A 23,152-nucleotide genomic window follows, 5' to 3' on the forward strand; every position below is an offset into this window, starting at 1 on the left:
GCCGGACGGTCAGTCCCGCTCGAACGCGGCGGCCAGCTCGGCCTCGGCGTCCAGGTAGGGCGTCCCGGAGATGTCCACGGTCACCGTCGCGATGGTCGCGCCGGTCAGTGGGTTGGGCGCGCCGTAGCTCGCCGACACCGCCTGCCCGGAGTTGCGCCCCACCCTCGCGCTGACCCCACCGAGTCCGAAGGTGCCCGGATGCGTCCGGACCTCGTCGCGGGTGCCGACCACGGCGTCGTCGACGTAGAGCGTGAGCACCCCGACCGGGGTGTGGCTGCCCTCGGCGGTGCCGGTGCGCTCGAACCGGGCACCCAGCACATGCCGGCCCGACGGCAGCGGCGCCTCGGCGCGGACCAGCTGCTCGTCGGCGCCCATGAAGTTGTAGACGAACGACAGTCGGCCGTCGTCGACGAACAGCACGTAGCCGCCGTGCCCGCAGCCGTGTTTGAAGATCACCCCGTCCGGCTCGGGCCCCAGCTCGACCTCGGCGAGCACCGAGAACGACTGCCCGCGCAGTTCCGGCGCCGCCCCCATGCCGACGTCGGCGGTGCCCGGGTAGAAGGTGAACCGCTCGCGCTCCCCCGCCACGCCGGGCCGGGCCCGGCCGAAGATCTCCGCGACGCTCAGGTCCGCCAGCGGCAGGCCGTGGTACTTCGCCGCCTCGGCGAACCACAGCTGCTGCATCTCGGCGAGCTTGTCGGGCTGCTCGGCGGCCAGGTCGCGGCATTGGCTGCGGTCGGCGTCGATGTGGAACAGTTCCCAGCGGTCGTCCTCGAAATGGCCCCAGCCGCTGGGGGTGGCCGCGTGCACGGTGTTGGCGAACCAGCCGCGATGCCAGATCCCGCGGGTGCCGAGCATGCTGTAGAACTGGGTCTCCTTGCCGGTCGGCAGCTCCGGATCGCGCAGCGCCGCGGCGAAGCTGGTGCCCTCCAGCGGCCGCTGCGGGATGCCGCGCACGGTGGCCGGCGGCGTGATGCCGAGCAGCTCGTACACCGTCGGGGTGACGTCGGCGACGCTGATGTAGTTGTCCCGGAGTTCCCCGGCCGCGCCGATCCCGGCCGGCCAGGAGATGATCGCGGTGTCGGCGATGCCGCCCTCGTGGCTGGCGTAGCGCTTGAACAGCTTGTAGGGCGTGTTGAACGCCATCGCCCAGCCGATCGGGTAGTGCCCGTAGGTCGACGGGCTGCCCAGCTCGTCGTAGAACCGCAGGCTTTCGGCGACGGTGTCGATGTAGCCGTTGAAGAACTTGACCTCGTTGACCGAGCCGTTCGGACCGCCCTCGCCGCTGGCCCCGTTGTCGGAGATGACGACGATGATGGTGTTGTCCAGCTGACCGGACTCCTCCAGGTAGTCCAGGATCCGGCCGATCTGCGCATCGGTGTAGGACAGGAACCCAGCGAACACCTCCGCCATCCGGGCGAACAGCCGCCGCTCGTCGTCGGACAGTTCGTCCCACGGCCGGACGGTGTCCTGGACCGGCCAGGGCTGCCCGGCCGGCCCGGTGACCTCGGCGTACGGGTTCATCGGGGAGAGCTCGGTGTCCGGCGGGACGACGCCGAGCCGCTTCTGGTTCTCCAGCACGATCTCCCGGTACGCCTCATAGCCCATGTCGAAGCGCCCGGCGTAGCGGTCGGCCCACTCGCGCGACACCTGGTGCGGGGCGTGCCCGGCGCCTGGGCAGACGTAGGAGAACCACGGCTTGTCCGGCGCGATCACCTTGGCGTCGCGGATGAACTCGATGGTCTTGTCGGCGAGGTCCTTGGACAGGTGGTAGCCCTGCTCCGGGGTGGCCGGCGGGTCGACGGGATGGTTGTCGTAGACCAGCTCCGGGTACCACTGGTCGGTTTCCCCGCCCATGAACCCGTAGAACCGGTCGAAGCCGCGCGAGCACGGCCAGTGCCGCCGGGTGGCGGCCAGGTTGGATTCCTCCAGCGGGGCCAGGTGCCATTTCCCGACGGCGTAGGTGCTCCAGCCGCGTTCGGCCAGCACCTCCGAGAGCAGCGCGGTCTCGGCCGGGATTCGCCCGTTGCTGTTCGGGAAGCCCTCGGTGAATTCCTCGACGGTGGCCATCCCGACCGACGTGGCGTTGCGCCCGGTCAGCAGCGAGGCCCGGGTCGGCGAGCACAGCGCGGTGGTGTGGAACTGGGTCAGCCGCACCCCGGCATCGGCGATCCGGGTCATGTTCGGCATTTCGACCAGGCCGCCGAAGCAGTCCCAGGTGGCGATCCCGGTGTCATCCCAGACCAGGTACAGCACGTTCGGGGCGCCGTCGGGGGCGTTCGGCGCGACGTAGGGCGCCCAGTCCGGTTCGGAGTCCCGGATGTCCAGGGCGATCTTCCCGTTGAATTCTGCTGCCATGGCGGTTCCTCGAGGTCCGGCCGCGGCCGCTCCGCGGGGCATACACCGACGACACTAATCACCGCGGGCCCCCCCGACCACCGGTTTCCGCGGCACTCGTTTGCCACCGGGGCGGCTATTCCCGATCGCCGGCCGACGGTTCGAACACCCGGTACAGCCGCCAGTTCGGCTGACTGTCGCCGTCGTTGGCGATCTCCAATTCCAGGGTCGCCACCTCGGCGCCGGTCTCGTACAGGGTTGGGTACCGCTGGTTCAGGGCGTCCGAGGCGCCGCGTCCGGTGTCCGGGACGGCAAGCAGGTACCGCACATCGCCGCCGATCGGATCGTTGAGCAGCTGCACGAAATCCGGATCGGACGGGATGACGAAGGTCCGGGGCTTGCGCGAGGCGGCGACCACGGCGAAACCGTAGACCGTGTCGGTGATGACCGAGCTTTCCGGCAGGTTCAGCCGATCCAGATACTCCGCGATCTGCCGCTCGGTGGAAAACGTCGCCGCGATCCGCCGCTCGACGGTCTTGCGGGCACTGGTGTCGTCGGGGTCCGGGCGCAGCACCGCACCCAGCGCGTATTCCTGCGGCGCGTACTTCGGCAGGCTCATCCCCCACCCGGCGACCGGCAGTCCCACCGCCAACAGCACCGCGACCACCGGGTAACCGGCGCGGCCGGCCCGGGTGGTCGCGACGGTGGCCGGCGGCGGGGCGTGCCGACCGGGTCGCTTGGCGGGCAGCAGCGGCCCCTCGGGTACCGCCAGCATGGCCAGGCAGGCCGCCAGTGGCAGCGCCGCGATGTAGAACCGCAGGAATCCGAAGGTGGAACCGGTGGCGTAGGAGTGGGCCTGAAACACCAGCACCGCGCCGAACATCACCGTCGGCACCAGCAGCACCGTCCAGTTCGGCCGGCGCCACCGGACCCAGCCCGCCCACACCGCGATCGGGATGACGGTGGGCGCCAGCAGCAGTACCGACACCGCCGCGAACAACAGCCCCGACCCGAACCCGCCCACCTGCGAGCCGCCGGATTGCGCCAGGATCGCCGCGTTGCCGTAGCGGGAGCTGAACTGTGCGAAGGCGTCCCCGGTGATCAGCCAACTCGCGGCCGCCCAGCCCAGAAACGACCCCGCCCCGGGCCCGGCCACCAGGATCAGATCCAGCAGCGCCCGCCGGATCCTCGGCGGCGCCGGCGCCCGCAGGTAGGTGGTGGCGAAGACCAGCGCCCCCGCACCGGCCACCGCGCCGGCGGCGTCGTAGCGGGTCAGGTAGGCCAGCCCCATCGCGATGAAACCGGCACTGATCAGGTGGTGGACGTCGTCGTCGACCATCCACAGAATCAGCCGGCGGACCGCCCAGATGCTGAAGAACAGGAACGGGGCTTCGCTCATGCCGTTGGAGCCGTAGAAAAGGATCATCGGGTTCAGGGCGAACATCGCGGTGATGGCCAGTCGGTAGCGCCGCGGCAGTCCCCGGTCGGTTCCAATGCCCAGGATCTGTACCGCCGCGCCGGCCATGAACAGCGCCGAGACGATGCTGCCGGCCAGCGCCCGGCCGGTCAGCTCCGGCAGCACCTGCATGAACGGCATCGCCGGCAGCTCGATCAGCGCGGTCAGCGGGGTGAAGACGAAGCCGACCGCGGCCACGTGCGGGCTGCGGCTGTACAGCACGCTCTCGGCCGCGGCCACCCGGGACAGCGCGTCACCGAGGATGAAGCCGTTGCACACCTGCAACCAGTAGCCGACCCCCAGGTACAGCGCGAACAGCAGGCAATAGACCAGCACCGCCAGCCGGCGATCCGAGAGCCGGCTCACGGCGGCGGTTCCGCGGGCCGCTGGGCCAGCCCGTGAAAGGTCTTCTCCCAGTACGACGGGTTGCGGATCAGCTGGTAGGTGCCCTTCGCCGCGGCCACGCTCATCATCAGCCAGAACGCCGGCACGGTGAGCGCCGGGACCAGCAGGTCGGGCCGGTCGTCCTCACGCAGCGCGATGACGTTCATGTACAGCGTCGCGGCATTGCCCAGCACCAGCGCGACCAGCGCGGGAAAGTAGATGAACCACGGGAAGATGGACCCGACGACGGCCGGCTGACCCAGGAACCACACCATGGTGATGAACCAGAACACCAGGTTGAGCACCGCGATGAGCGGCGTGCCGGCCAGCACCAGGTTGAACCGCAGAAAGCTGCGCGGCCCCAGCGTGCGGTACAGCTGAAGCGGCTGGCGAATGTTCACCAGCCAGGTCTGCAGGTAGCCCTTGTACCAGCGGGAGCGCTGCCGGATCCAGTTGATCGGATCGCTGTTGGCCTCCTCCAGCGTGGACGAATCCAGCACGGCGGTGTGATAGCCGGACGCGTCGATGCGCAGGCCGAGGTCAGCGTCCTCGGTGACGTTGAACGGATCCCAGGACCCGATCTCGTCAAGCACCTCGCGCCGCAGATGGTTGGAGGTGCCGCCCAGCGGGATCGGCGAACCGCTGCTCATCATGCCCGGCAGCAGGTAGCCGAACCACAGACCGTATTCGGCGGTGAACCAGCCGGTCAGGAGGTTCTGCCCGCCGTTGTGGTAGACCAGCTTGGCCTGCACGCAGGCCACCTCATCGGGGAGCTGCGCGAACGCCGCAACCACCCGGCGCAGTTGCAGCGGCTCGGGCAGATCCTCGGCGTCGTAGATGGTGACGATCTCGCCGGTGGCGAAGAACAGCCCGTAGTTGCAGGCCTTCGGTTTGGTCCGGGGATCGGCCGGCGGCACCTCCAGGATGGTGATGACCTCGGAGGACGCGCAGCCCTGCGCCGCGGCGATGGTGACCGCGTCGTCGGCCTCCAGCAACAGCAGCACCTGCAGCTTGTCGACCGGATAGTCCAGCGCGCCCATCGCGGCGATCAGGTCGCCGACCACCTCGGGCTCGTCGTAGGCCGGTACCAAGATGGTGTACGGCGGCAGCTCGTCGTCGGGGATCGCGCGGGCCTGCTCGTCGGAGATCAAGATCGGCCGGGACTTCAGGCCCTGCCGGAAGATCAACACCCGGTCGGTCATGGTGAGCACGTAACCCAGCGTGCACAGCCCGATCAGGAAGATCGCGGTGCCCATCGGGCGCCAGACGGCGAAGCCGCCGAGGACCGCCAACAGCGAGTAGAGCGCCGGTTTCTGCCAGCCCCAGATCGAGACCGACGACGAGCGGATCGGATGGTCCTCGCGCAGCCCGTTGATCGCCCGGTCCAGCGCCCACTCCGGGTCGACGCCCGGCGGCGTGCTCATCGGGACGGCCCCGCCCCGGCGAACTGCCGGTCAACCACCCCACGGGCGAACTCCAGCACCAGGTCGTCGTCCTTGAGGTTGGGTTGGTCGTCGGTGAGCGCGGCGTTCCCGCGGAACAGCAGGATCAGGATGGTGTTGAGGGTCTGTACCAGCCCGCCGGTCGGTTCCGGGAACGGCGCCTTGTCCTCATGGTTGTCCACCGCGACCACCATCATCCGCTGCGACTGGGTGCCGTTGGTCCAGGTCCAGGTGAGTTCCTTCCAAGTGACCAGCAGCCGGTCGTCGACCGCGCTGCCCAGGCTGCCGGTCACCCCGTGCCCGAGATCGACGGTGCGCGACGCGCCGAACCGCAGTTCGCTGGTGTCGTAGATGACGACCGGCGGGAACACCTTGAGCCGGTGCGGGAACTCGGTGGTGAGGGTGTCGAGCACCAACGTGCGGGGCCGGGCGAACTTGTCGAATCGGTGGTCGCCGGTGACCGCGGCGAGCTTCTGCCGCTGCAGCAGCGCGTCGCGGCCGAACACCCGGCTCACCCACGGGTAGTCGGCGGTGGCGGCCACCCGCCAGCCGGGCGGCGGGGCGGGCGGCCCGTCGAGCATCCGCGCGTCAACATGCCGGGGCACGCCGGTCTCGGGCTCGGGCAGCGGCACCAGCGACAGCCCGACGGCGACGGCGGCGATCACCGGCACCACCTTCCACACCTGGTTGGTCGACAGCGGTTCCATCTTGCGGTCGAACAGTCTCTTGGGCGCGCCGCGCCGTGACAGCAGGTACATCGCCAGGCCCGTCCCGGCGATCGCCGTCAGCGCCGGGAGCAGCTGGTAGACGACGATCGGGACGTTCGGGGCGATGAGCGCCAGCAACCCCAGCACACCCAGCCCGACCGCCCAGGCCACTGCGGCGCCGATCACCCCGCGGCGGGCGGTGCGACCGACCGCGATGCCGGCGGCCGCCCCGGCGATCGCCAGGGTGCCGACGGCCGCCGCGCCGGAGCCGCCGCCGGCCAGGATGACCAGCAGGTAGTACCACAGCGGGAAGACCGCGCCCATCAGGACCCAGACCGCGGTGAACCGGATCACCGGCCGCAGCCCGAACAGCAGGGTCGCCGCGCACACCAGGAAAACCCACATCGCCAGCAGATCCAGCTGCAGCAGCCGGTAGTACTGCTGGTAGCGGGCCAGCAGCACCGAATGCAGCAGGACGCTGAGCACCAGGCCCATGCCGCCGACGATGAGGTCGGTCTGCCGGTCGTGGATCGGCAACTCGGTGCGCTGCCGGCGGGCCACCCCGAGCGCCGCGAGGGCACCGGCCGGCGGCAACAGCCATACGTAACTGATCAGGCTGCCGCCGGAGGTGGCCAGCACCAGGTCGGCGAGGCTGCGGTGGAAGGCGACGACGGTCAGCACCGCGATCAGCGCCCAGCGCAGCACCAGACGCGCGGAGGGATGCCAGTGCTCGAGCTCCCAGATCCGGGTCCGGGTCCGGGTCACCGTCGGCGCGGCGGCGACCGTCTCAGTCACCGGCGGCACGCCGCCGCAACAGCAGCACCGCGGCCCCGACCAGCGCGGCCCCGGCCAGCACGCCCGTCAGGGTCCAGGCCCAGGTCGGCATGGTCGGGCCCGCGGCGGCGACGGGGACGGCGATTTCCGGCACCAGCACCGGGTCGCGGCCCGGCACCGACAGCAGCGCCCGCCCGTCCAGGTTAGACCAGCGGCGCTCGTCGGCGGCCAGCCAGTCCAGCAGCCTGTCGAGTTCGGCGGGCGCCCCGTTGGACGTCGCGACCAGCACCGTACGCCCGCGCTGGTACACCACCTCCAGCGCACCGAACCGCAGCGCCGGATCCAGCGTCAGGGTGGTCGACTCTCCGGTGCTGTCGGTCACGTTGATGGTCGTCGGCACGGTGTCCGGGGCCCGCAGCGGCAGCGGGATCTCCTCGAAGGTCCAGTCGCCGGGGGCGATCACCACCGCCGGGAGCGCCGAGGCCACCGCGTCGGCGGTGTCCACCACCTGCGGATCCAACGGCAGTGCACTCAGCCGCTGCAGGCCCACCACCACGCCGATCGCCCGGTCGATGTCGCCGCGGCTGCTGCTTTCGATACCGATCTGGGTTTTCGGCATCAGGGCCTGGGGCAACGACTGGAAACCCTCCGGGATCGGCGGCGCGGCCGGGGTGCTGGTGACCACACTCTCCCCGTCGATCATCAGGGTGACCGGCTGGAACTCACCGCAGCGCCCGGTATTGCCGGAGATGCCCACCTGGACGGTGAGGTTCATGTACCGCTTGAGCAGGCGGTCGGGCACGTCGACCCACCGGTCGATGACGCCGCCCGGTTCGGCGGGCCAGCGTGCCAGCGTCTCACCGGCGAGCGCGACCACCACCTGGCCACCGATGTCGCCGGGCAGCGGGGTGTAGGACCCGATCAGGTGCACCCGCACCGATTTGACCGATCGGCCCAGCCTGGTCTGGTCCAGCGCGACGCCGACCATCGGGTTCAGCGCGCTGGCGTTGACTCCGGGCTGGCCCAGCTGCCGGATGGTGGTGGTGTTCGCGGGCAGCTGGGCCGACCGATGCAGCGGTCCGGCCACGGCCGCCGAACTCAGCGCGAAATACAGCGTGCCCGAGGTCAGCAGCCGGGTCTGGTTGATCAGCTCGTTGCGGGGCCCCGACACCAGCAGCGCCGGCACGCCGCCGGCGCCGGGCAGCAGCGACACCCCGGTGTCGTCGCGTTCGGAGATCACGATGTGGCGTTCGAACGGTGCGGCCGGCGCCGGCGGCACCGCGCCGGGCCCCGGCAGGCCGGCCACCTCGATCGCCGGGTTCTGGTCCCCGTAGCGGGCGGCGATCGCCGCGGCGAGGTTGACCACGGCGTCGGCCTCCGCCCAGGTCGGCTCGGGCCGCACATAGAAGATCAGCTTGCGCAGCACCGGCGGCAGAAAGTCCGCGACGACGGTCGGCGGCCGCTCGGTGCCGGCGAAGGTGACGCCGATTTCGGTCAACCGCAGCGGGTTCGTCGGGTCCAGGCAGTAGCCGTCCAGCGGCAGCAGGTAGGAACGCAGCTGGACAGTCACCGCGTTCTCCCGGACCCGGGCTCCGGCCAGCGGGATCACCAGCGGCCCCGCCGGTCCGGGCGGCACCTCGACGGTGGCCAGCACCCGCTCGTCCTGCGACACCGTGATCGAGGCCGAACGGACGTAGACCGGCAGGCCGACCGTCACGTTCAGCGACGCCGGGTCCATTCCGGCCGGCACCGGGATGGTGAGCGTAGCGGTGCCCTGCTGCCCATAGAGCGCCAGGTCGGGGGTGGAGGCGCCGAGCTCCAGCAGCCGCAGCGTCGGCGAACTCGCCAGCGCCGGTTCGGCCGGGGTGGCCTGCTCGCCGGGCTCCGCCCCGGCCGGCGGCGCACCCAGGAACGTCACGGCCACCGCGAGCAGTGCGGCGAGCAGCCGAATACCCGGAGGGAGTGTCATGAAAACGCAGCATACGCACAGTTATCCCGAGTACCCATCGATCCCGCGTACCCATCATTCGCGGTCCCCCCGGGACCCAAAAAAGCCCGGCGCGGGGCGCCGGGCTCTTCTGGGTTCGCGGTCTTACTTGGCCTTCTCCAGGACCTCGACCAGCCGCCACCGCTTGGTGGCCGACAGCGGCCGGGTCTCCATCAGCGAGACGCGGTCGCCGATGCCGGCGTCGCCGTTCTCGTCGTGCGCCTTGACCTTCTTGGTGGTCCGGATGATCTTGCCGTAGAGCGGGTGCATCTTGCGATCCTCCAACTCGACGACGATCGTCTTCTGCATCTTGTCGCTGACCACGTAGCCGATGACCGTCTTACGACGGCCGCGCGGCTGCTCGGTGCGCGGGGTGTGGTTGGGCCCCTTGGTGCCAGTGTCTGCCATTACGATTCCTCACCTGCGGGCCCGGCGGACAGGCCCAGTTCACGTTCGTTCAGCACGGTGTAGAGCCGCGCGATCTCCTTGCGGACCCGGCCCAGCGCGTGGTTCTTGTCCAGCTGACCGGTGGCCAGCTGAAAGCGCAGGTTGAACAGCTCTTCCTTCGACTTGCGCAGGCGATCGGTGAGCTCCTCATCGGTGAGCTCGCGCAGTTCGCCAGCGGTAACTCCCACTGCCATCAGAACTGCTCCTCTCGGGTGACGATGCGTGCCTTGATCGGCAGCTTGTGGATCGCGCGGGTGAGCGCCGCCCGCGCGGTTTCTTCATTGGGGTAGCTCAGCTCGAACAGCACGCGTCCGGGCTTGACGTTGGCGACCCACCACTCCGGCGAACCCTTACCCGAACCCATCCGGGTCTCGGCGGGCTTCTTGGTCAGCGGGCGGTCCGGGAAGATGTTGATCCACACCTTGCCGCCACGCTTGATGTGCCGGTTGATGGCGATACGAGCGGACTCGATCTGCCGGTTGGTGATGTAGGCGTGCTCCAGGGCCTGGATGCCGTAGTCACCGAAGGTCACGGTCGTGCCGCCGCTGGCCAGCCCACGCTGCTTGGGGTGGTGCTGCTTGCGGTGCTTGACCCTGCGGGGAATCAACATGGCTAGCTCTCCGTATTCTCTGCGGCCGGCGCCTCGACGGTGACCGGGGTCGCCGACTCAGCGGTCTCGGCAGCGCCGTCGCTGGCCGCCCGGCCGGCATCGGTGCTGGTGGCCGTGGTGCCCGAGGCGCCGCTGCGACGCGGGCGGGTGCCCGTCGGACGCTCCCGGCGGGGGCGATCGGCGGGCGCAGCAGCGGCCAGCTCGCGACGGCCACCGACGACGTCACCCTTGTAGATCCACACCTTCACGCCGATCCGGCCGAAGGTGGTCTTGGCCTCGTACAGGCCGTAGTCGATGTCGGCGCGCAGCGTGTGCAGCGGCACCCGGCCCTCGCGGTAGAACTCCGAACGGCTCATCTCCGCACCGCCCAGGCGGCCGGAGCACTGCACCCGGATGCCCTTGACGTTGGGCTGACGCATCGCCGATTGGATGGCCTTGCGCATCGCGCGGCGGAACGCCACCCGGTTGCTCAGCTGCTCGGCGACACCCTGGGCGACCAGTTGGGCCTGGCTCTCCGGGTTCTTCACCTCGAGGATGTTCAGCTGAACCTGCTTGCCGGTCAGCTTCTCCAGGTCGGTGCGGATCCGGTCGGCCTCGGTGCCGCGGCGACCGATGACGATGCCCGGCCGCGCGGTGTGGATGTCGACCCGAACCCGGTCACGGGTCCGCTCGATCTCCACATCGGCGATGCCGGCCCGCTCCAGGCCGGTGGCCAGCAGCTTGCGGATGGCCACGTCTTCCTTGACGTAGTCGGCGTACTGCTTGTCGGCGTACCAACGGGACTTCCAGTCGGTGGTGATCCCGAGGCGGAAGCCGTGGGGATTGATCTTCTGGCCCACTACTTCGAGCCTCCCTTCGCTTCGCTCGAAGCCTCGGTGCCTGCAGTTGCCTTCTTCGCCGCGGCGGCCTTGCTGCCCTGGGCGCGACGTGCGCGGGCACCGGAGGCGCTCGCACCGGACTTCTTTTCCTTGGCCGGGCGGCTCTCCACGATCACCGTGATGTGGCTGGTCCGCTTGCGGATCCGGAACGCCCGCCCCTGGGCGCGCGGCCGGATGCGCTTGGCGGTCGGGCCCTCGTCGGCGTAGACGGTGGCCACCACCAGGGTGGCCGGGTCCAGGCCGTCATTGTTCTGGGCGTTGGCGGCGGCGGAGGCGATCACCTTGGCGACCGGCTCACTGGCGGCCTGGGGCGCCCAGCGCAGGATGTCGAGGGCCTCCTCGACGGACTTGCCGCGGACCAGGTCGATGACCCGGCGAGCCTTGCTGGCCGAGACCCGGACGAACCGGGCCTTCGCGGTGGCGGACGGGTATTCGGTAACGGTGCTCATCGGCGCTTACTCTTCCGGTCGTCCTTGATGTGACCCTTGAAGGTCCGCGTCGGGGCGAACTCGCCGAGCTTGTGCCCGACCATCGACTCCGTCACGAACACCGGCACGTGCTTGCGGCCGTCGTGGACGGCGAAGGTGTGTCCGATGAAGTCGGGGATGATGGTCGACCGACGGGACCAGGTCTTGATGACCTGCTTGGTGTTCTTCTCGTTCTGGACGTCGACCTTCTTCAACAGATGGTCGTCGACGAACGGACCCTTCTTCAGGCTGCGTGGCATGCTCTGTGTCTCCTCTTCCGGATCCGGCTAGCGCTTCTTGCCGGTGCGCCGGCGGCGGACGATGAGCTTGTCGCTCGGCTTGTTCGGTTTGCGGGTGCGGCCCTCGGGCTTGCCCCACGGGCTGACCGGGTGGCGACCACCGGAGGTCTTGCCCTCACCACCACCGTGCGGGTGGTCGACCGGGTTCATCACGACACCGCGGACGGTGGGGCGCTTGCCCTTCCACCGCATCCGGCCGGCCTTGCCCCAGTTGATGTTCGCCTGCTCGGCGTTGCCGACCTCGCCGACGGTGGCGCGGCAGCGCACGTCGACGCGGCGGATCTCGCCGGAGGGCATACGCAGCGTGGCGTAGCTGCCTTCCTTGCCGAGCAGCTGGATGCTGACACCGGCGGAGCGAGCCAGCTTGGCGCCGCCGCCCGGCCGCAGCTCCACGGCGTGGATAACGGTACCGGCCGGGATGTTGCGCAGCGGCAGGTTGTTGCCGGGCTTGATGTCGGCGGTCGGGCCGGCCTCAACAATGTCGCCCTGCTTCAGGCCCTGCGGCGCGATGATGTAGCGCTTCTCGCCGTCCAGGAAGTGCAGCAGCGCGATGTTCGCGGTGCGGTTGGGGTCGTACTCGATGTGCGCGACCTTGGCGTTGACGCCGTCCTTGTCGTGGCGACGGAAGTCGATGACGCGGTAGGCGCGCTTGTGCCCGCCACCCTTGTGCCGGGTGGTGATCCGGCCGTGGGCGTTGCGACCGCCGGTCCCGTGCAGCGGGCGGACCAGCGACTTCTCCGGATGGTCGCGCGTGATTTCGGCGAAATCGGAGACGCTAGAGCCGCGGCGACCGGGGGTCGTCGGCTTGTACTTGCGAATTCCCATCAGTAGGTCTCTCTAGTCTTTCGTCGGCCGGCCTCAGGCCGGCGCTCCGAACACGTCGATCGGCTTCTCGCCGGCGGCCAGGGTGACGATCGCGCGCTTGGTGCTCTTGCGCTGTCCGAAGCCGGCCCGGGTGCGCTTGCGCTTGCCCTGCCGGTTGGCGGTGTTCACCGAGTCGACCTTCACCTGGTAGATCTTCTCGACGGCGATCTTGATCTGCGTCTTGTTCGAGTCCGGGTGGACCAGGAACGTGTACACGTTGCCCTCGATCAGGCCGTAGGCCTTCTCCGAGATCACCGGTGCCAGGATGATGTCGTGGGGTGCGGAGACGGTTGCCATCAGGCGGAGACCTCCTGCTCGGTGTTGGCGGCGATGTAGGCGTTGAGCGCCTCCACCGAGAACACCACGTCGTCGGCGTAAAGCACGTCGTAGGTGTTCAGCTGGTCCGGGGCGATGATGTGCACGCCCGGCAGGTTGCGCACGCTGCGCGCGCCAACCTCATCGGTGCGGCCGATCACCACGAGCACCTTGCCGTTGGAGGTCAGCTCGGCCAGGAACGACTTGGCGCTCTTGGTCGAGGGGGCCTGACCGCTGACCAGCTCGGTGACGGCGTGGATCCGGTCGTTGCGGGCCCGGTCGCTGAGTGCACCGCGCAGCGCGGCGGCGATCATCTTCTTCGGGGTCCGCTGGCTGTAGTCGCGCGGCTTGGGGCCGTGCACGACGCCACCGCCGGTGAACTGCGGGGCGCGGGTCGAGCCCTGACGGGCGCGGCCGGTGCCCTTCTGCCGGTACGGCTTCTTGCCGCCGCCGGAGACCTCAGCGCGGGTCTTGGTCGAGTGGGTGCCCTGACGCTTTGCGGCCTGCTGCGCGATGACCACCTGGTGCATCAGCGCGATGTTGGGCTCGACGTCGAACAGGGCGGCCGGGAGCTCAACCGTGCCGTCGGTCTTGCCGCCCGGGGTCCGGACGTCAATCTTGAGTGCCATAACTACTTCTCACCTCGTTTGATCGCAGTGCGAACCATGACGAGCCCGCCGTTGCGGCCGGGGATGGCGCCCTTGATCAGCAGCACGCCGTTCTCGGCGTCCACCTTGTGCACCTTCAGGTTCTGCGTGGTGACCTTCTCGTGGCCCATCCGGCCCGACATCCGGGTGCCCTTGAATACCCGGCCGGGGGTGGCGCAGCCACCGATGGAGCCGGGACGACGGTGCACCGCCTGGGTGCCGTGGCTGGCGCCCTGGCCGCTGAAGCCGTGCCGCTTCATGGTGCCGGCGAAGCCCTTGCCCTTGGAGGTGCCGGTGACGTCGACGTAGCTGCCGTCGGCGAAGATCTCGGCGGTCAGCTCCTGGCCGACCTGGTAGTCGGCGGCGGCGGCCTCGTCGTCGAGACGCAGCTCGGCGAGGTGGCGACGCGGGTTGACCCCGGCGGCGGCGTACTGGCCGGTGACCGGCTTGTTCACCTTGCGGGGGCTGATCTCACCGTAGGCGAGCTGCACGGCGGAGTAGCCGTCGCGCTCAGTGGTACGGATGCGGGTCACCACGTTGGGGCCGGCCTTGACGACGGTCACCGGGACCACCCGGTTGTTCTCGTCGAACACCTGCGTCATGCCCAGCTTGGTGCCCAGAATGCCTTTTCTAGCCATTGTGTTCTGGTCTCCTACTGGATGTTCACGTCGACGCTGGCCGGCAGGTCGATGCGCATGAGGGCATCCACCGTCTTCGGCGTCGGGTCGAGGATGTCGATGAGGCGCTTGTGGGTCCGCATCTCGAAGTGCTCGCGCGAATCCTTGTACTTATGCGGAGACCGGATGACGCAGTACACGTTCTTCTCGGTCGGCAGCGGCACCGGGCCGACCACACTGGCGCCCGTACGGGTGACCGTTTCCACGATCTTGCGCGCCGAGGCGTCGATCGCCTCATGGTCGTAGGCCTTGAGCCTGATGCGGATCTTCTGTCCCGCCACGCTTCTCCTACCTCACTGTCATGCCTGGCCACCTGGCCAGACGTGGTGCCTCCGGCGCATTTCGCGCTCGATTGCCGCCGCTGTTTACCTGTCTGAAGTTCACCGACCCCCGCGCTCGGGCGTGTCGCCGTTGCGCAGCCCGGAGGGTTCCGAGAGATTCTCGTCGCCGTCCAGGTTGGGACCGGACGCGCCCGCATGGGCGCCGGTCGTATGCCCGGCCAGGTGCGAACCCGGCTCAAGGCAACCCGAACAGTATGCCCCAGATCGGCGCACGCTCCAAATGCGGTGGTATCTGCGCCGAGGACGCCCCGCGGGGTGCCCGGCGGCCGTCCCGCGGGCGTCTAACTTACTTTGAAGTAAGATGGTGGTCATGAGCGTCTCCCCCACCTACCGGGCCTGGCAGCGACTGTCCGGCAAGCCCGGCGGCTCGGCCCTGTTCTCCGCCGCGATGATCGCCCGGGTGCCGTATTTCGCCTCCGTCGTCCCGCACGTACACCGGATGGAACCGGGGCGCTGCGAGGTGACCGCGCCCAAGTGGTACGGCGTCTACAACCATCTCGGCACCTTTCACGCGATCGCCGCCTGCAACCTCGCCGAGGTGTCGATGGGCATGCTGATGGAGGCCACCGTGCCGGCCAGCCACCGCTGGATCCCCAAGGCGATGACGGTGCAGTACCTGACCAAGGCCAAAACCTCGCTGCGCGCGGTGGCGACGCTGGCGGTCCCGGATTTCGCCGCGATCACCGAGGGCACCGAGGTGACGGTGCCGATCAGCATCACCGACCGCGACGGCACCGAGGTGGTCAGCGCCGAGATCACCACCTGGGTCACCCCGGCCTGAGCCCGGTCAGCTGCCCAGCCCGGCCCAGAACTCGCAGCGGTGCTCGGCGGCGTAGTCGGAGATCGGCCGGGAACCGTCGGTCCGCAGCGACAGCACCGGGCCCGCGCCGGCGGCATCGGCGACGGCGGGCCAGCTCGGCGCGCCGGGAACCGCGGGCACCCCGGTGGTCACGAACGCCGACCAGTACCCGATCATCTGCGCCGACAACCGGCGCTGGGCGGCGCTGAGCGCCGGCGCGCCGACGATGTCGAACAGGTACCGCAGGTCCAGCGAGTGGCTGGCGCCCACCCGGAATGGCACCCGGGTCAACGGCTCGGGCCGCGGCGCCGCCGGGTCGTCGAACTCGTAGAAGTAGACCGGCGCCGCACCCGCGAGCGCGGCCGCCATCCGGGTCGCCGGGCAGGCGAACGCGCCGTCGGTGACCGTCCGGGCGTACCGCTCGGTGACCTGCGCGGGCGTCGCGCCCGCGGGCAGCGGGTAGCGGGCCGCGACCGCAGCGCCGTGCCGCCCGAAGGCCTGCGCCAGCAGGCCCGGGTAGTCCGCGGCCGTCGGCAGCCCGGCACCGGTGCGCAGATACTGCAGCGCCGGGAACAGGGTGAACTCGTCGGCGGTGGTGCCGATCAGCACCGGCACCGACACCGCGTCGGGTCCGCCCATCGCGGTGACCGGGTCGACCGGCAGCACCGGGGTGCCCAGCACCGGGCCGGTCAGCGGCTCATCCCCGAGCCGGGTGTACCACGGGGATTCCTCCAGGTCGGTGGCCGCGATCGCCCGCAGGCAGCCGGCGATCTCCTCGTCGCGCCCGCGCGCGCAGCCCGCCGCCGCGACATAGTCGCGGCCCACCCGCTCGGCGGTGGCCCGGTCGGCCTGGGCCCGGCACGGGCCGCTGGCGATGACGGCAGAGCGGAACAGTCCGGCCGAATCCGGCGCGGCCAGGTGGTCGCAGACCGACATCGCCCCGGCGGATTCCCCGGCGATGGTCACCCGGTCCGGGTCGCCGCCGAAGCCGGCGATGTTGGCGCGGACCCAGCGCAGCGCGGCCTGCTGATCGGCCAGCCCGTAGTTGCCCTCGCCGAGGGCCGGATGGATCAGGAAACCGAGCGCGCCGAGCCGATAGTTCAGTGTGACCACCACGACGTCACCCTCGGTGGTCAGCCGGCGGGCGTCGTACATCGCGCCGCTGCCGTTGGCGAAGCCGCCGCCGTGGATCCACACCAGCACCGGCCGGGCCACCGCGCCCGCCGGGCTCCACACGTTGACGAACAGGCAGTCCTCGGAGTCGCCGTGCCCGCCGCCGGGATCGAGCCGGACGTCCTGGATGCAGCGCTTGCCCGGCCGGCTGGCGTCGCGGATCCCGGGCCAGGGCTCCGCCGGCCGCGGCGGCTGCCAGCGCAGCGGTCCGATCGGGGCTGCCGCATAGGGGATGCCCTGGAACAGCCGGTAGCCCTGGCCGATCTCGCCGCGGACCCGCCCGGCGGTGGTGTGCACCATCCCGTCGTCCAGGCCCGGGTCCGGCGGCGCGGGCAGCGCGGTGCCGGCGGGGGCGGATCCGCGGGTTCCGCAGCCGCCCAGCGCGGTGGTCAGCATCAGCAGTGCGGCCGCGACGGCTGCCCACCTCGCGGTCCGAGGCGCCCGATGCTGCACGACCGCCGTGCCTAGGGCTGCTCGGACGCGGCCGGCCGGCCGTAGACGTGCAGGAATCCCTCGACGGAGGCGCGGACGGTCTCCCGGTAGTCGGCGTCGACCAGGGTGGAGAGCCGGGCGGTGACCAACGGCCCGACCAGCAGCGTCATCGCGGTGGCCCGGTCGAACTCGACGAGTTCGGCGGCGGTCTGCGGGCTGTCGAAGATCGCGTCGAACGGCGCCGCGTACTGCTGGGCGATCCGCTCGCGCAGGGTGCGCACCTCCTCGCTGTCCGAGGACGCGTGCGTGTCCGGCATCTGTTCGAGGTCGCGGCCCAGCGCCAGCCAGTTCATCGCGGTCAGCAACGCCGGCGCCTCGGCGATGTGCTCGGCGAAGGCCTGCAGCAGCCCGGTCAGCCGGTCCCGCAGCGAGCCGTCCTCCGGCGGCATCGGGGCCGGCGGGATCAGCGACTGGAACGCGGCCGCCAGCAGGTCGGTGCCGCTGGAGAAGTGTCGGTACAGCGTGGCCCGGGCGACGTTCGCCCCGCGCAGCACCGCGTCGACGGTCACCGCGCTCGGGCCGCCGGAGTTCAGCAGCGTGGTCGCGGCCTCCAGCAGCCGGGCCCGGGATCGGGCCGGGCGCGGATCGGTACGGCCACCGCTCACCGGGTCACCTCCCTGATCTCGGGGCGCAGCGATTCCATGCTGGCGAACGCGTGGGCCCCGCGCGGGCAAACCGCGCGATCCGGGCCGATCCAGTTTACAAGACTGTTAGTCTCGGACAGATTTGAGACACAGCGTCTCGAAACGTGCGACGGGAGCGCCCGGTGACCGATGCCCTGCTCGCCCCGCCCGAGCCCGGCACCGCCACCGCCCACCGCCGCGGCTGGACCCTGACGGTGGCCTGCCTGGGCGTGCTGCTGGTGATGTCGTCGATGGTCGCGCTGAACACCGCGCTCGGTGACATCGCGATCCAGACCTCGGCCAGTCAGACCCAGCTCACCTGGATCGTCGACGGCTACACCCTGGCGCTGGCCTGCCTGCTGCTGCCCGCCGGCGCGATCGGCGACCGGTTCGGCCGCCGCGGCGCCCTGCTGTTCGGCCTGGTGCTGTTCGGCGCGTCGTCGTTCCTGCCGATCTTCGTCGCCGACGCGACCACCCTGATCGTCTCCCGCGCCATCGCCGGGCTCGGGGCCGCGTTCGTCATGCCGGCCACCCTGTCGCTGATCACCTCGGTCTACAGCCGGCAGCAGCGCACCAAGGCCGTCGGCGTGTGGGCCGGGGTGTCCAGCTGCGGGGGCATCGTCGGGATGCTGGGATCTGGTGTGCTGCTGCACTTCTGGTCCTGGCCGTCGATCTTCTGGGCGTTCGCGCTTTCGGCGATCCTGCTGATCCCGCTGACCCTGCTGGCGCGAGGTTCCAAGGAGGAGAACCCGCATCCGCTCGATGGCACCGGCGCGGCGCTGATCGCCGCGGCGGTGGCGGCGTTCGTGTTCGGGATCCTGGAGGCGCCGGCCCGGGGCTGGTCGGACCCGGTGGTCTACGGCTGCCTGATCGCTGGTGTCGGGCTGGCGGCCGGCTTCGCCGCGGTCGAGGTGCGGCACGAATTTCCGCTGCTGGATGTTCGGCTGTTCGCCGACACCATGTTCGCCACCGGTGCGGCCGCCATCACCGTGGTGTTCTTCGCACTGTTCGGCTTCTTCTTCATCTACATGCAGTTCATCCAGCTCGCCCTGGACTACAGCGCGCTAGGCACCGCGGTGGCGATCAGTCCGCTGGCGGTGCCGCTGCTGATCCTGTCGCTGCTGTCGTTCTGGTACCTGCCCCGAATGGGACTGCGGCTGGTGGTGTTCCTCGGCCTGGCCATCACCGGGGTCGGTTTCCTGTGCATGCGGTTCCTGTCACTGGATTCGGACTACTGGGCGCTGGCCTGGCCGCTGCTGGTGCTGTCGGCCGGCCTCGGCCTGACCGTGGCGCCGACCACCTCGGCGATCATGACCGCCATTCCCGACGACAAGCAGGGCGTCGGATCGGCGATCAACGACACCACCCGGGAGGTCGGCGCCGCCCTGGGCATCGCGCTGGCCGGCTCGATGCTGGCCTCGCAGTACGCCCAGGTGCTGCGACCGCTGCTGTCGGCGTTCCCCGAGCCGATCCGGGAGTCCGCGGCCCGCTCGCTGGGCGAGGCACTCGGGGTGGCCGGTTCGCTCGGCCCGGACGGCCAGGCGCTGGCCGACGCCGCCCGGGCCGCCTTCACCGAGTCGGTGCACTCCTCGCTGACCGCGCTCGGTGCGGTGACGACGATCTCCGCGGTGCTGATCGGCGCCTGGGCGCCCGGGCGCGACGGCCGTCAGCTCGCGATCGTGCGGCGGCTGCGCGGGCAGCGCCCCGGCGGCAGGCATCGGCGCCGGGCGGGCGCCTGAACCGTCAGCCGGCCGTGACGAACGATGCGGCCCGGTGCGCGATCATCACCGTGCTGGCGTGTGGCCCGCGGCTCGGGACGCTGGGCAGCACCGACCCGTCGATCACCCACAGATTCTGCGCCCCGCGAACCCGGCAGCGCTCATCGAGCACCGCCCGTGAGTCGCTCTCGCCGCCCATCGGCGCGGTGCCGCACAGATGCTGCGAGGTGGCCCACGCCGGATCACCGAGTCTGACTGTGCCACCGAGGATTTCGCGGACCAGGCCGACACCTTTGGCCAGTGCTCGAGCGTCACCGTCGGCACTGTCGTAGCGGTGCCGGATCTCCGGGCCGATCCGCGGATCCGCGGAGAGGAGCCGAAGTCGTCCTCGCGCAATCGGATTCATCAGCGCGACGCCGATCTGCGGACGATCATCGGAAACCTCGCCAGCGCCCGTCATTGCGGCGAAACCCTGTGTGTAGGGCCGTATTTCAATGCCATCGGCGGTGCTCAGCACCGCTTGCAGTGCCGGCCCCGGCGCGCCGGATGCCCAGTCCGTCGGCAGCAGCCACTCCGGGTGGTCGGCGAACGCAGCCCCGACGGGCGCCTCGATCAGCGGCTCAATGCCCAAGTCTCGCAACATATCCGGATCGCCGATACCGGAGCGCAGCAACAGCGTGGCCGAGCCGATCGCGCCGGCCGACAGCACGATCCGGTCGGCGGTGAACACCGTGGCCGAGTCCGGTCCGGTCGCCTCGACACCGGTCGCGCGCAGCCCGTCGAACCGGATCCGGTGCACGCTGCGCACCGGCAGCACGCTCAGGTTGGGCCGGCCGGCGGTCCGGGCCAGGAAAACCTCACCGGGGCCGTAGCGGTGCCCGCCCAGGATGTTCGACGGCACCGCGCCGATCCCGTCGACCGGGCCGGCGCCGTCGGTACCGCCGTTGAGGTCGTCGATCCAGCCGAAGCCGGCATCGGCCGCCGCGGCGGCCAGGGCGGCGGCCGGCCCGGTCAGCTCGGCGGCCCGGCGCACCGGAACCGGGCCGTCGCGGCCGTGCAGCGGCCCGGCCACATCGTGATCGGTCTCGATCGCCCGGAAGTGCCCGAGCACGTCGGGCCAGGCCCAGCCGGGCAGTGCCCAGCCGTCGAAATCCCGCGGCAGGCCGCGGCAGAAGTAGCCGCCGTTGACCGCGCCGGAGCCGCCGACGGTGGCGCCGCGGACCAGTTCGGCCGGCCGGGCCGGGTCGTCGGTGAGCACCGCGGAGTACCGCGCGATCACCGGGCTGTCGGCGGCCAGCGGCAGCCGGGTGCCGTCCCCGGTCAGCGCGGCCACCCGGGGGTCCGGACCGGGACCCGCCTCCAGCACCGTGACCCGGCAGCCGGGGTCCGCCGAAAGGCGTTCGGCCAGGACGGATCCGGCACTGCCCGCACCAACGATGAGGACGTCGCTGTGCACCGCCGCGATCACATCCGAATCTGTGGACGCAGCGGCACCAGGGTCTGGTTGCGCAGCACCGAGTACCACAGCCCGGCCCCGTAGGCGAGGTCGTCGAGCCGCTTGAGCAGCAGGTAGGCGATCGGACCCACCGGCCGCACCTCGTCGTCGTCGGCGGCGCCGCTGCGGTGCCCCAGCCAATCGGCCACCCCGTCCAGGACGGCCGCCAGCAGCACCACCTGGCGAAACCGCGGTGAGAGCACCGCGGCCACCGCCGCCACCGGCCAGTAGTGCCGGCAGATCGCCGCCGCCAGTTGCAGCCCCGCCGCGCCGAGCCCGCGGGCGGCGACCACCGCCACGTCGCGCGGCGCGGCCTCCGGGGACCGCATCGAGCGGGCCACCTTGGCGCCGACCACCCCGGCGGCCAGCAGCGAGGCCAGCGCCGTCAACCGGGTGCCCAGCGCCAGCAGCAGCCAGGTCAGCAGCGACCAGCCCGAGATGACCATCGGGGCCACCTTGCCCGGGTGCCGGGCCGACAGCGGCCCGGTCGAGGTGCCGTAGAACGCCTTGCGCCGCAGCCACGCCCCCGGTTCGATCCGGTGCTCGTGGGAGACCAGGGCGATCGGCTCGTAGCGCAGCCGCGCCCCGGTTTCGATCAGCCGCCAGCACAGGTCGACGTCCTCGCCGCAGCGCATGTCCTCGTCGAACCCGCCGACCGCGCGCAGCGTCGCGACCCGGCCGATGATCGCCGCGCTGGGCAGATAGGACACCGTGCCGTACGGGGTCACCGGCGCCTCCCGCCGGCCCAGGTCCAGCGAGGAGCGCACCGCCTCGTAGCGGGCCAGCAGGTTGTCCGGGCCGGGCAGGCCGACGATCCGCGGGGCGACCAGGGCCACCGCCGGATCGCAGAAGTGCCCGAGCAGCACCTCCAGCCAGCCGCGGCGCGGCAGCACATCCGAATCCAGGAACGCCACGAAGTCGGTGTCGCAGGCCGCCAGGCCGGTGTTGCGGGCCGCGGCCGGACCGCGCGGTTCGTCGTGCCGCAGGATCGTCACCTCGCAGCCGGCACCCTGGAAATCGTTGCCGGACAACGGCACCGGTGAACCGTCGTCGACGACGACGACCCGGACCCCGCGCAGCGCGCCGACCAGCCGGATCACCCCGGCCGGGTTGTCGTGCACCGGGATCACCACCGTGACATCCAGGTAGGACGGGCCGGTGGCCGGCCGGGGGTGGGCGACGGTGGCGTCCAGCAGGGCCCGGGCCAGCTGGGCGCTGCTGGCGTCGCGGACCTCCAGCCGACCGTCCCCGAGCATGTCGCGGGCGGCCGGCGCCAGCCGCAGCAGCCGGGTCGGGGAACCGCCGAGCAGCGCGCTGCCCGCGCCGAGCACTCGAACCCGGCGATCGACCTGCACCGCGAAACCGTCGGGCAGCCGGGGCCCGGCGGTCACGCCAGCATCCCCGTCCCGCCCGGATTCCACTCGCCGATGCGGCGCGCGCACCCGTCGACCATGGCGGCCAGGATGCGCGCCCCCGCCGCAGCGGTCGCCGTCCTCGGATCGCCCAAGATACCTACCTCGCTCACTGCTGCCAGTCCCCCTCGGCGCATCATCGGCATCAGCTCGCTCAGCGGCGCGCTGTTGCCGGCCTCGATTCGTTCGGTCCGCACATCCGCCGGGCAAAGATGCAGCAGGACCGAGGTTTCGGTGTGCCCCGCGTGCGCGTCGGCACCGTCGACCAGCGGGGCGCACCAGGCGACGTCGCGGCCCTCGGCGCGCAATCGACGCACCGCGCCGACCAGCGCGGGCACGTTACCGCCGTGCCCGTTGACGAACACCACCCGCCGGGTCCAGCGGCACGCCGAGCGGCCGTACTCGACCAGCACCGATTCCAGCACCTCGGTGCCGATGGAGACGGTGCCGGCAAAGCCCTCGTGCTCGCCGCTGGCCCCGTAACACAGCGCCGGGGCGCCCAGGTAAGCCCCGGGCGCCAACCGGTCCAGCACGGCGGCGACCACGGCGTTCGCTATCCGGGTGTCGGTGTCCAGCGGCAGGTGCGGCCCGTGCTGCTCGACCGAGCCCACCGGAACCACCAGCGTCGGGTCCAGCGGGGCCACCTCGCTCGAGGTCGAGTCTGCAAGCCAGGTGGGGGACTCCACGCTTGAGAATGTTAGGCGGTATCCATCCGGCGCGCACCGGTTGTTGGGGTCCGGTTTGCACTTCTTGCGGCCCGCTGACCGCATAGCGCCACCGTGGTCCCGCCAGTCCCGGGCGCCACAGG

The 23,152-nt window shown here is 70.9% G+C and carries 23 protein-coding genes; 2 read left to right on the forward strand and 21 right to left on the reverse strand.

Annotated elements, in window-relative coordinates; translation table 11 throughout:
* Positions 1 to 9: 9 nt before the first annotated feature.
* The 16 genes from G6N10_RS10475 to rpsJ form a co-directional block, all read right to left on the reverse strand.
* Positions 10 to 2,358, reverse strand: a complete 2,349-nt coding sequence (locus G6N10_RS10475) for an arylsulfatase (RefSeq protein WP_085096412.1) — start codon at positions 2,356 to 2,358, stop codon at positions 10 to 12.
* A gap of 115 nt (positions 2,359 to 2,473) precedes the next feature.
* The gene (locus G6N10_RS10480) at positions 2,474 to 4,159 is read right to left on the reverse strand and encodes a glycosyltransferase family protein (RefSeq protein ID WP_085096410.1); all 1,686 of its coding nucleotides are present in this window, start codon (positions 4,157 to 4,159) and stop codon (positions 2,474 to 2,476) included.
* Positions 4,156 to 5,601 (reverse strand): glycosyltransferase family 2 protein, encoded by a 1,446-nt coding sequence (locus G6N10_RS10485; protein WP_085096407.1) that lies wholly within the window; start codon positions 5,599 to 5,601, stop codon positions 4,156 to 4,158. The genes G6N10_RS10480 and G6N10_RS10485 overlap by 4 nt, the downstream gene beginning before the upstream one ends.
* Positions 5,598 to 7,121 carry a hypothetical protein gene (locus G6N10_RS10490; protein ID WP_133055142.1) on the reverse strand — a complete coding sequence of 508 codons (1,524 nt, stop codon included), beginning with the start codon at positions 7,119 to 7,121 and terminating at the stop codon, positions 5,598 to 5,600. The genes G6N10_RS10485 and G6N10_RS10490 overlap by 4 nt, the downstream gene beginning before the upstream one ends.
* Positions 7,114 to 9,069 (reverse strand): hypothetical protein, encoded by a 1,956-nt coding sequence (locus tag G6N10_RS10495; protein ID WP_234810562.1) that lies wholly within the window; start codon positions 9,067 to 9,069, stop codon positions 7,114 to 7,116. Before G6N10_RS10495 ends, G6N10_RS10490 begins: the two co-directional genes overlap by 8 nt.
* 123 nt (positions 9,070 to 9,192) lie before the next feature.
* A complete protein-coding gene (rpsQ, locus tag G6N10_RS10500; protein ID WP_085096402.1) occupies positions 9,193 to 9,495 on the reverse strand; it encodes a 30S ribosomal protein S17 in 303 nt (100 codons plus the stop codon).
* Positions 9,495 to 9,728, reverse strand: a complete 234-nt coding sequence (gene rpmC, locus G6N10_RS10505; RefSeq protein ID WP_085096400.1) for a 50S ribosomal protein L29 — start codon at positions 9,726 to 9,728, stop codon at positions 9,495 to 9,497. Before rpmC ends, rpsQ begins: the two co-directional genes overlap by 1 nt.
* Positions 9,728 to 10,144, reverse strand: a complete 417-nt coding sequence (gene rplP, locus G6N10_RS10510; protein ID WP_085096398.1) for a 50S ribosomal protein L16 — start codon at positions 10,142 to 10,144, stop codon at positions 9,728 to 9,730. The genes rpmC and rplP overlap by 1 nt, the downstream gene beginning before the upstream one ends.
* A gap of 2 nt (positions 10,145 to 10,146) precedes the next feature.
* Positions 10,147 to 10,983 (reverse strand): 30S ribosomal protein S3, encoded by an 837-nt coding sequence (gene rpsC / locus G6N10_RS10515; RefSeq protein WP_085096396.1) that lies wholly within the window; start codon positions 10,981 to 10,983, stop codon positions 10,147 to 10,149.
* Positions 10,983 to 11,471 (reverse strand): 50S ribosomal protein L22, encoded by a 489-nt coding sequence (gene rplV / locus G6N10_RS10520; protein WP_085096394.1) that lies wholly within the window; start codon positions 11,469 to 11,471, stop codon positions 10,983 to 10,985. The genes rpsC and rplV overlap by 1 nt, the downstream gene beginning before the upstream one ends.
* On the reverse strand, positions 11,468 to 11,749 hold the full coding sequence (gene rpsS, locus G6N10_RS10525) for a 30S ribosomal protein S19 (RefSeq protein WP_011739061.1): 282 nt from the start codon (positions 11,747 to 11,749) through the stop codon (positions 11,468 to 11,470). The genes rplV and rpsS overlap by 4 nt, the downstream gene beginning before the upstream one ends.
* 27 nt (positions 11,750 to 11,776) lie before the next feature.
* Entirely contained in the window at positions 11,777 to 12,613 is an 837-nt protein-coding gene (gene rplB, locus G6N10_RS10530) for a 50S ribosomal protein L2 (RefSeq protein ID WP_085096392.1), read from the reverse strand.
* Positions 12,614 to 12,646: 33 nt separating this feature from the next.
* Positions 12,647 to 12,949 carry a 50S ribosomal protein L23 gene (rplW, locus tag G6N10_RS10535; protein ID WP_085096390.1) on the reverse strand — a complete coding sequence of 101 codons (303 nt, stop codon included), beginning with the start codon at positions 12,947 to 12,949 and terminating at the stop codon, positions 12,647 to 12,649.
* The gene (gene rplD / locus G6N10_RS10540) at positions 12,949 to 13,596 is read right to left on the reverse strand and encodes a 50S ribosomal protein L4 (RefSeq protein WP_085096389.1); all 648 of its coding nucleotides are present in this window, start codon (positions 13,594 to 13,596) and stop codon (positions 12,949 to 12,951) included. The genes rplW and rplD overlap by 1 nt, the downstream gene beginning before the upstream one ends.
* A 2-nt stretch (positions 13,597 to 13,598) precedes the next feature.
* Positions 13,599 to 14,252 (reverse strand): 50S ribosomal protein L3, encoded by a 654-nt coding sequence (gene rplC, locus G6N10_RS10545; protein WP_085096387.1) that lies wholly within the window; start codon positions 14,250 to 14,252, stop codon positions 13,599 to 13,601.
* 14 nt (positions 14,253 to 14,266) lie between these two features.
* Complete coding sequence (gene rpsJ / locus G6N10_RS10550) at positions 14,267 to 14,572, reverse strand: 30S ribosomal protein S10 (RefSeq protein WP_003883485.1); 306 nt, start codon at positions 14,570 to 14,572, stop codon at positions 14,267 to 14,269.
* A 370-nt stretch (positions 14,573 to 14,942) separates the two neighbouring features.
* On the opposite strand from rpsJ, the gene G6N10_RS10555 reads away from it, so the two are divergent.
* Complete coding sequence (locus G6N10_RS10555; RefSeq protein ID WP_085096385.1) at positions 14,943 to 15,413, forward strand: hotdog fold domain-containing protein; 471 nt, start codon at positions 14,943 to 14,945, stop codon at positions 15,411 to 15,413.
* A gap of 6 nt (positions 15,414 to 15,419) precedes the next feature.
* On the opposite strand, the gene G6N10_RS10560 is transcribed toward G6N10_RS10555, so the two are convergent.
* On the reverse strand, positions 15,420 to 17,000 hold the full coding sequence (locus tag G6N10_RS10560) for a carboxylesterase/lipase family protein (RefSeq protein WP_085096383.1): 1,581 nt from the start codon (positions 16,998 to 17,000) through the stop codon (positions 15,420 to 15,422).
* A 68-nt stretch (positions 17,001 to 17,068) separates the two neighbouring features.
* Entirely contained in the window at positions 17,069 to 17,701 is a 633-nt protein-coding gene (locus tag G6N10_RS10565) for a TetR/AcrR family transcriptional regulator (protein ID WP_085096381.1), read from the reverse strand.
* Between the two features lie 161 nt (positions 17,702 to 17,862).
* On the opposite strand from G6N10_RS10565, the gene G6N10_RS10570 reads away from it, so the two are divergent.
* Positions 17,863 to 19,458 carry an MFS transporter gene (locus tag G6N10_RS10570; protein ID WP_085096379.1) on the forward strand — a complete coding sequence of 532 codons (1,596 nt, stop codon included), beginning with the start codon at positions 17,863 to 17,865 and terminating at the stop codon, positions 19,456 to 19,458.
* Positions 19,459 to 19,462: 4 nt separating this feature from the next.
* Here G6N10_RS10570 and mftG read toward each other — a convergent pair whose 3' ends face one another.
* From mftG to mftE, 3 genes are read right to left on the reverse strand one after another with little or no spacing between them, the layout of a single operon-like run.
* On the reverse strand, positions 19,463 to 20,905 hold the full coding sequence (mftG, locus tag G6N10_RS10575) for a mycofactocin dehydrogenase MftG (RefSeq protein WP_085096377.1): 1,443 nt from the start codon (positions 20,903 to 20,905) through the stop codon (positions 19,463 to 19,465).
* Positions 20,902 to 22,323, reverse strand: coding sequence for a mycofactocin biosynthesis glycosyltransferase MftF (gene mftF / locus G6N10_RS10580; protein WP_085096375.1), 1,422 nt, complete (start codon positions 22,321 to 22,323; stop codon positions 20,902 to 20,904). The genes mftG and mftF overlap by 4 nt, the downstream gene beginning before the upstream one ends.
* A complete protein-coding gene (gene mftE / locus G6N10_RS10585; protein ID WP_234810561.1) occupies positions 22,320 to 23,030 on the reverse strand; it encodes a mycofactocin biosynthesis peptidyl-dipeptidase MftE in 711 nt (236 codons plus the stop codon). The genes mftF and mftE overlap by 4 nt, the downstream gene beginning before the upstream one ends.
* Positions 23,031 to 23,152: the final 122 nt, after the last annotated feature.

Source organism: Mycolicibacterium fallax (assembly GCF_010726955.1).
In the GTDB taxonomy this organism is placed as follows: domain Bacteria; phylum Actinomycetota; class Actinomycetes; order Mycobacteriales; family Mycobacteriaceae; genus Mycobacterium; species Mycobacterium fallax.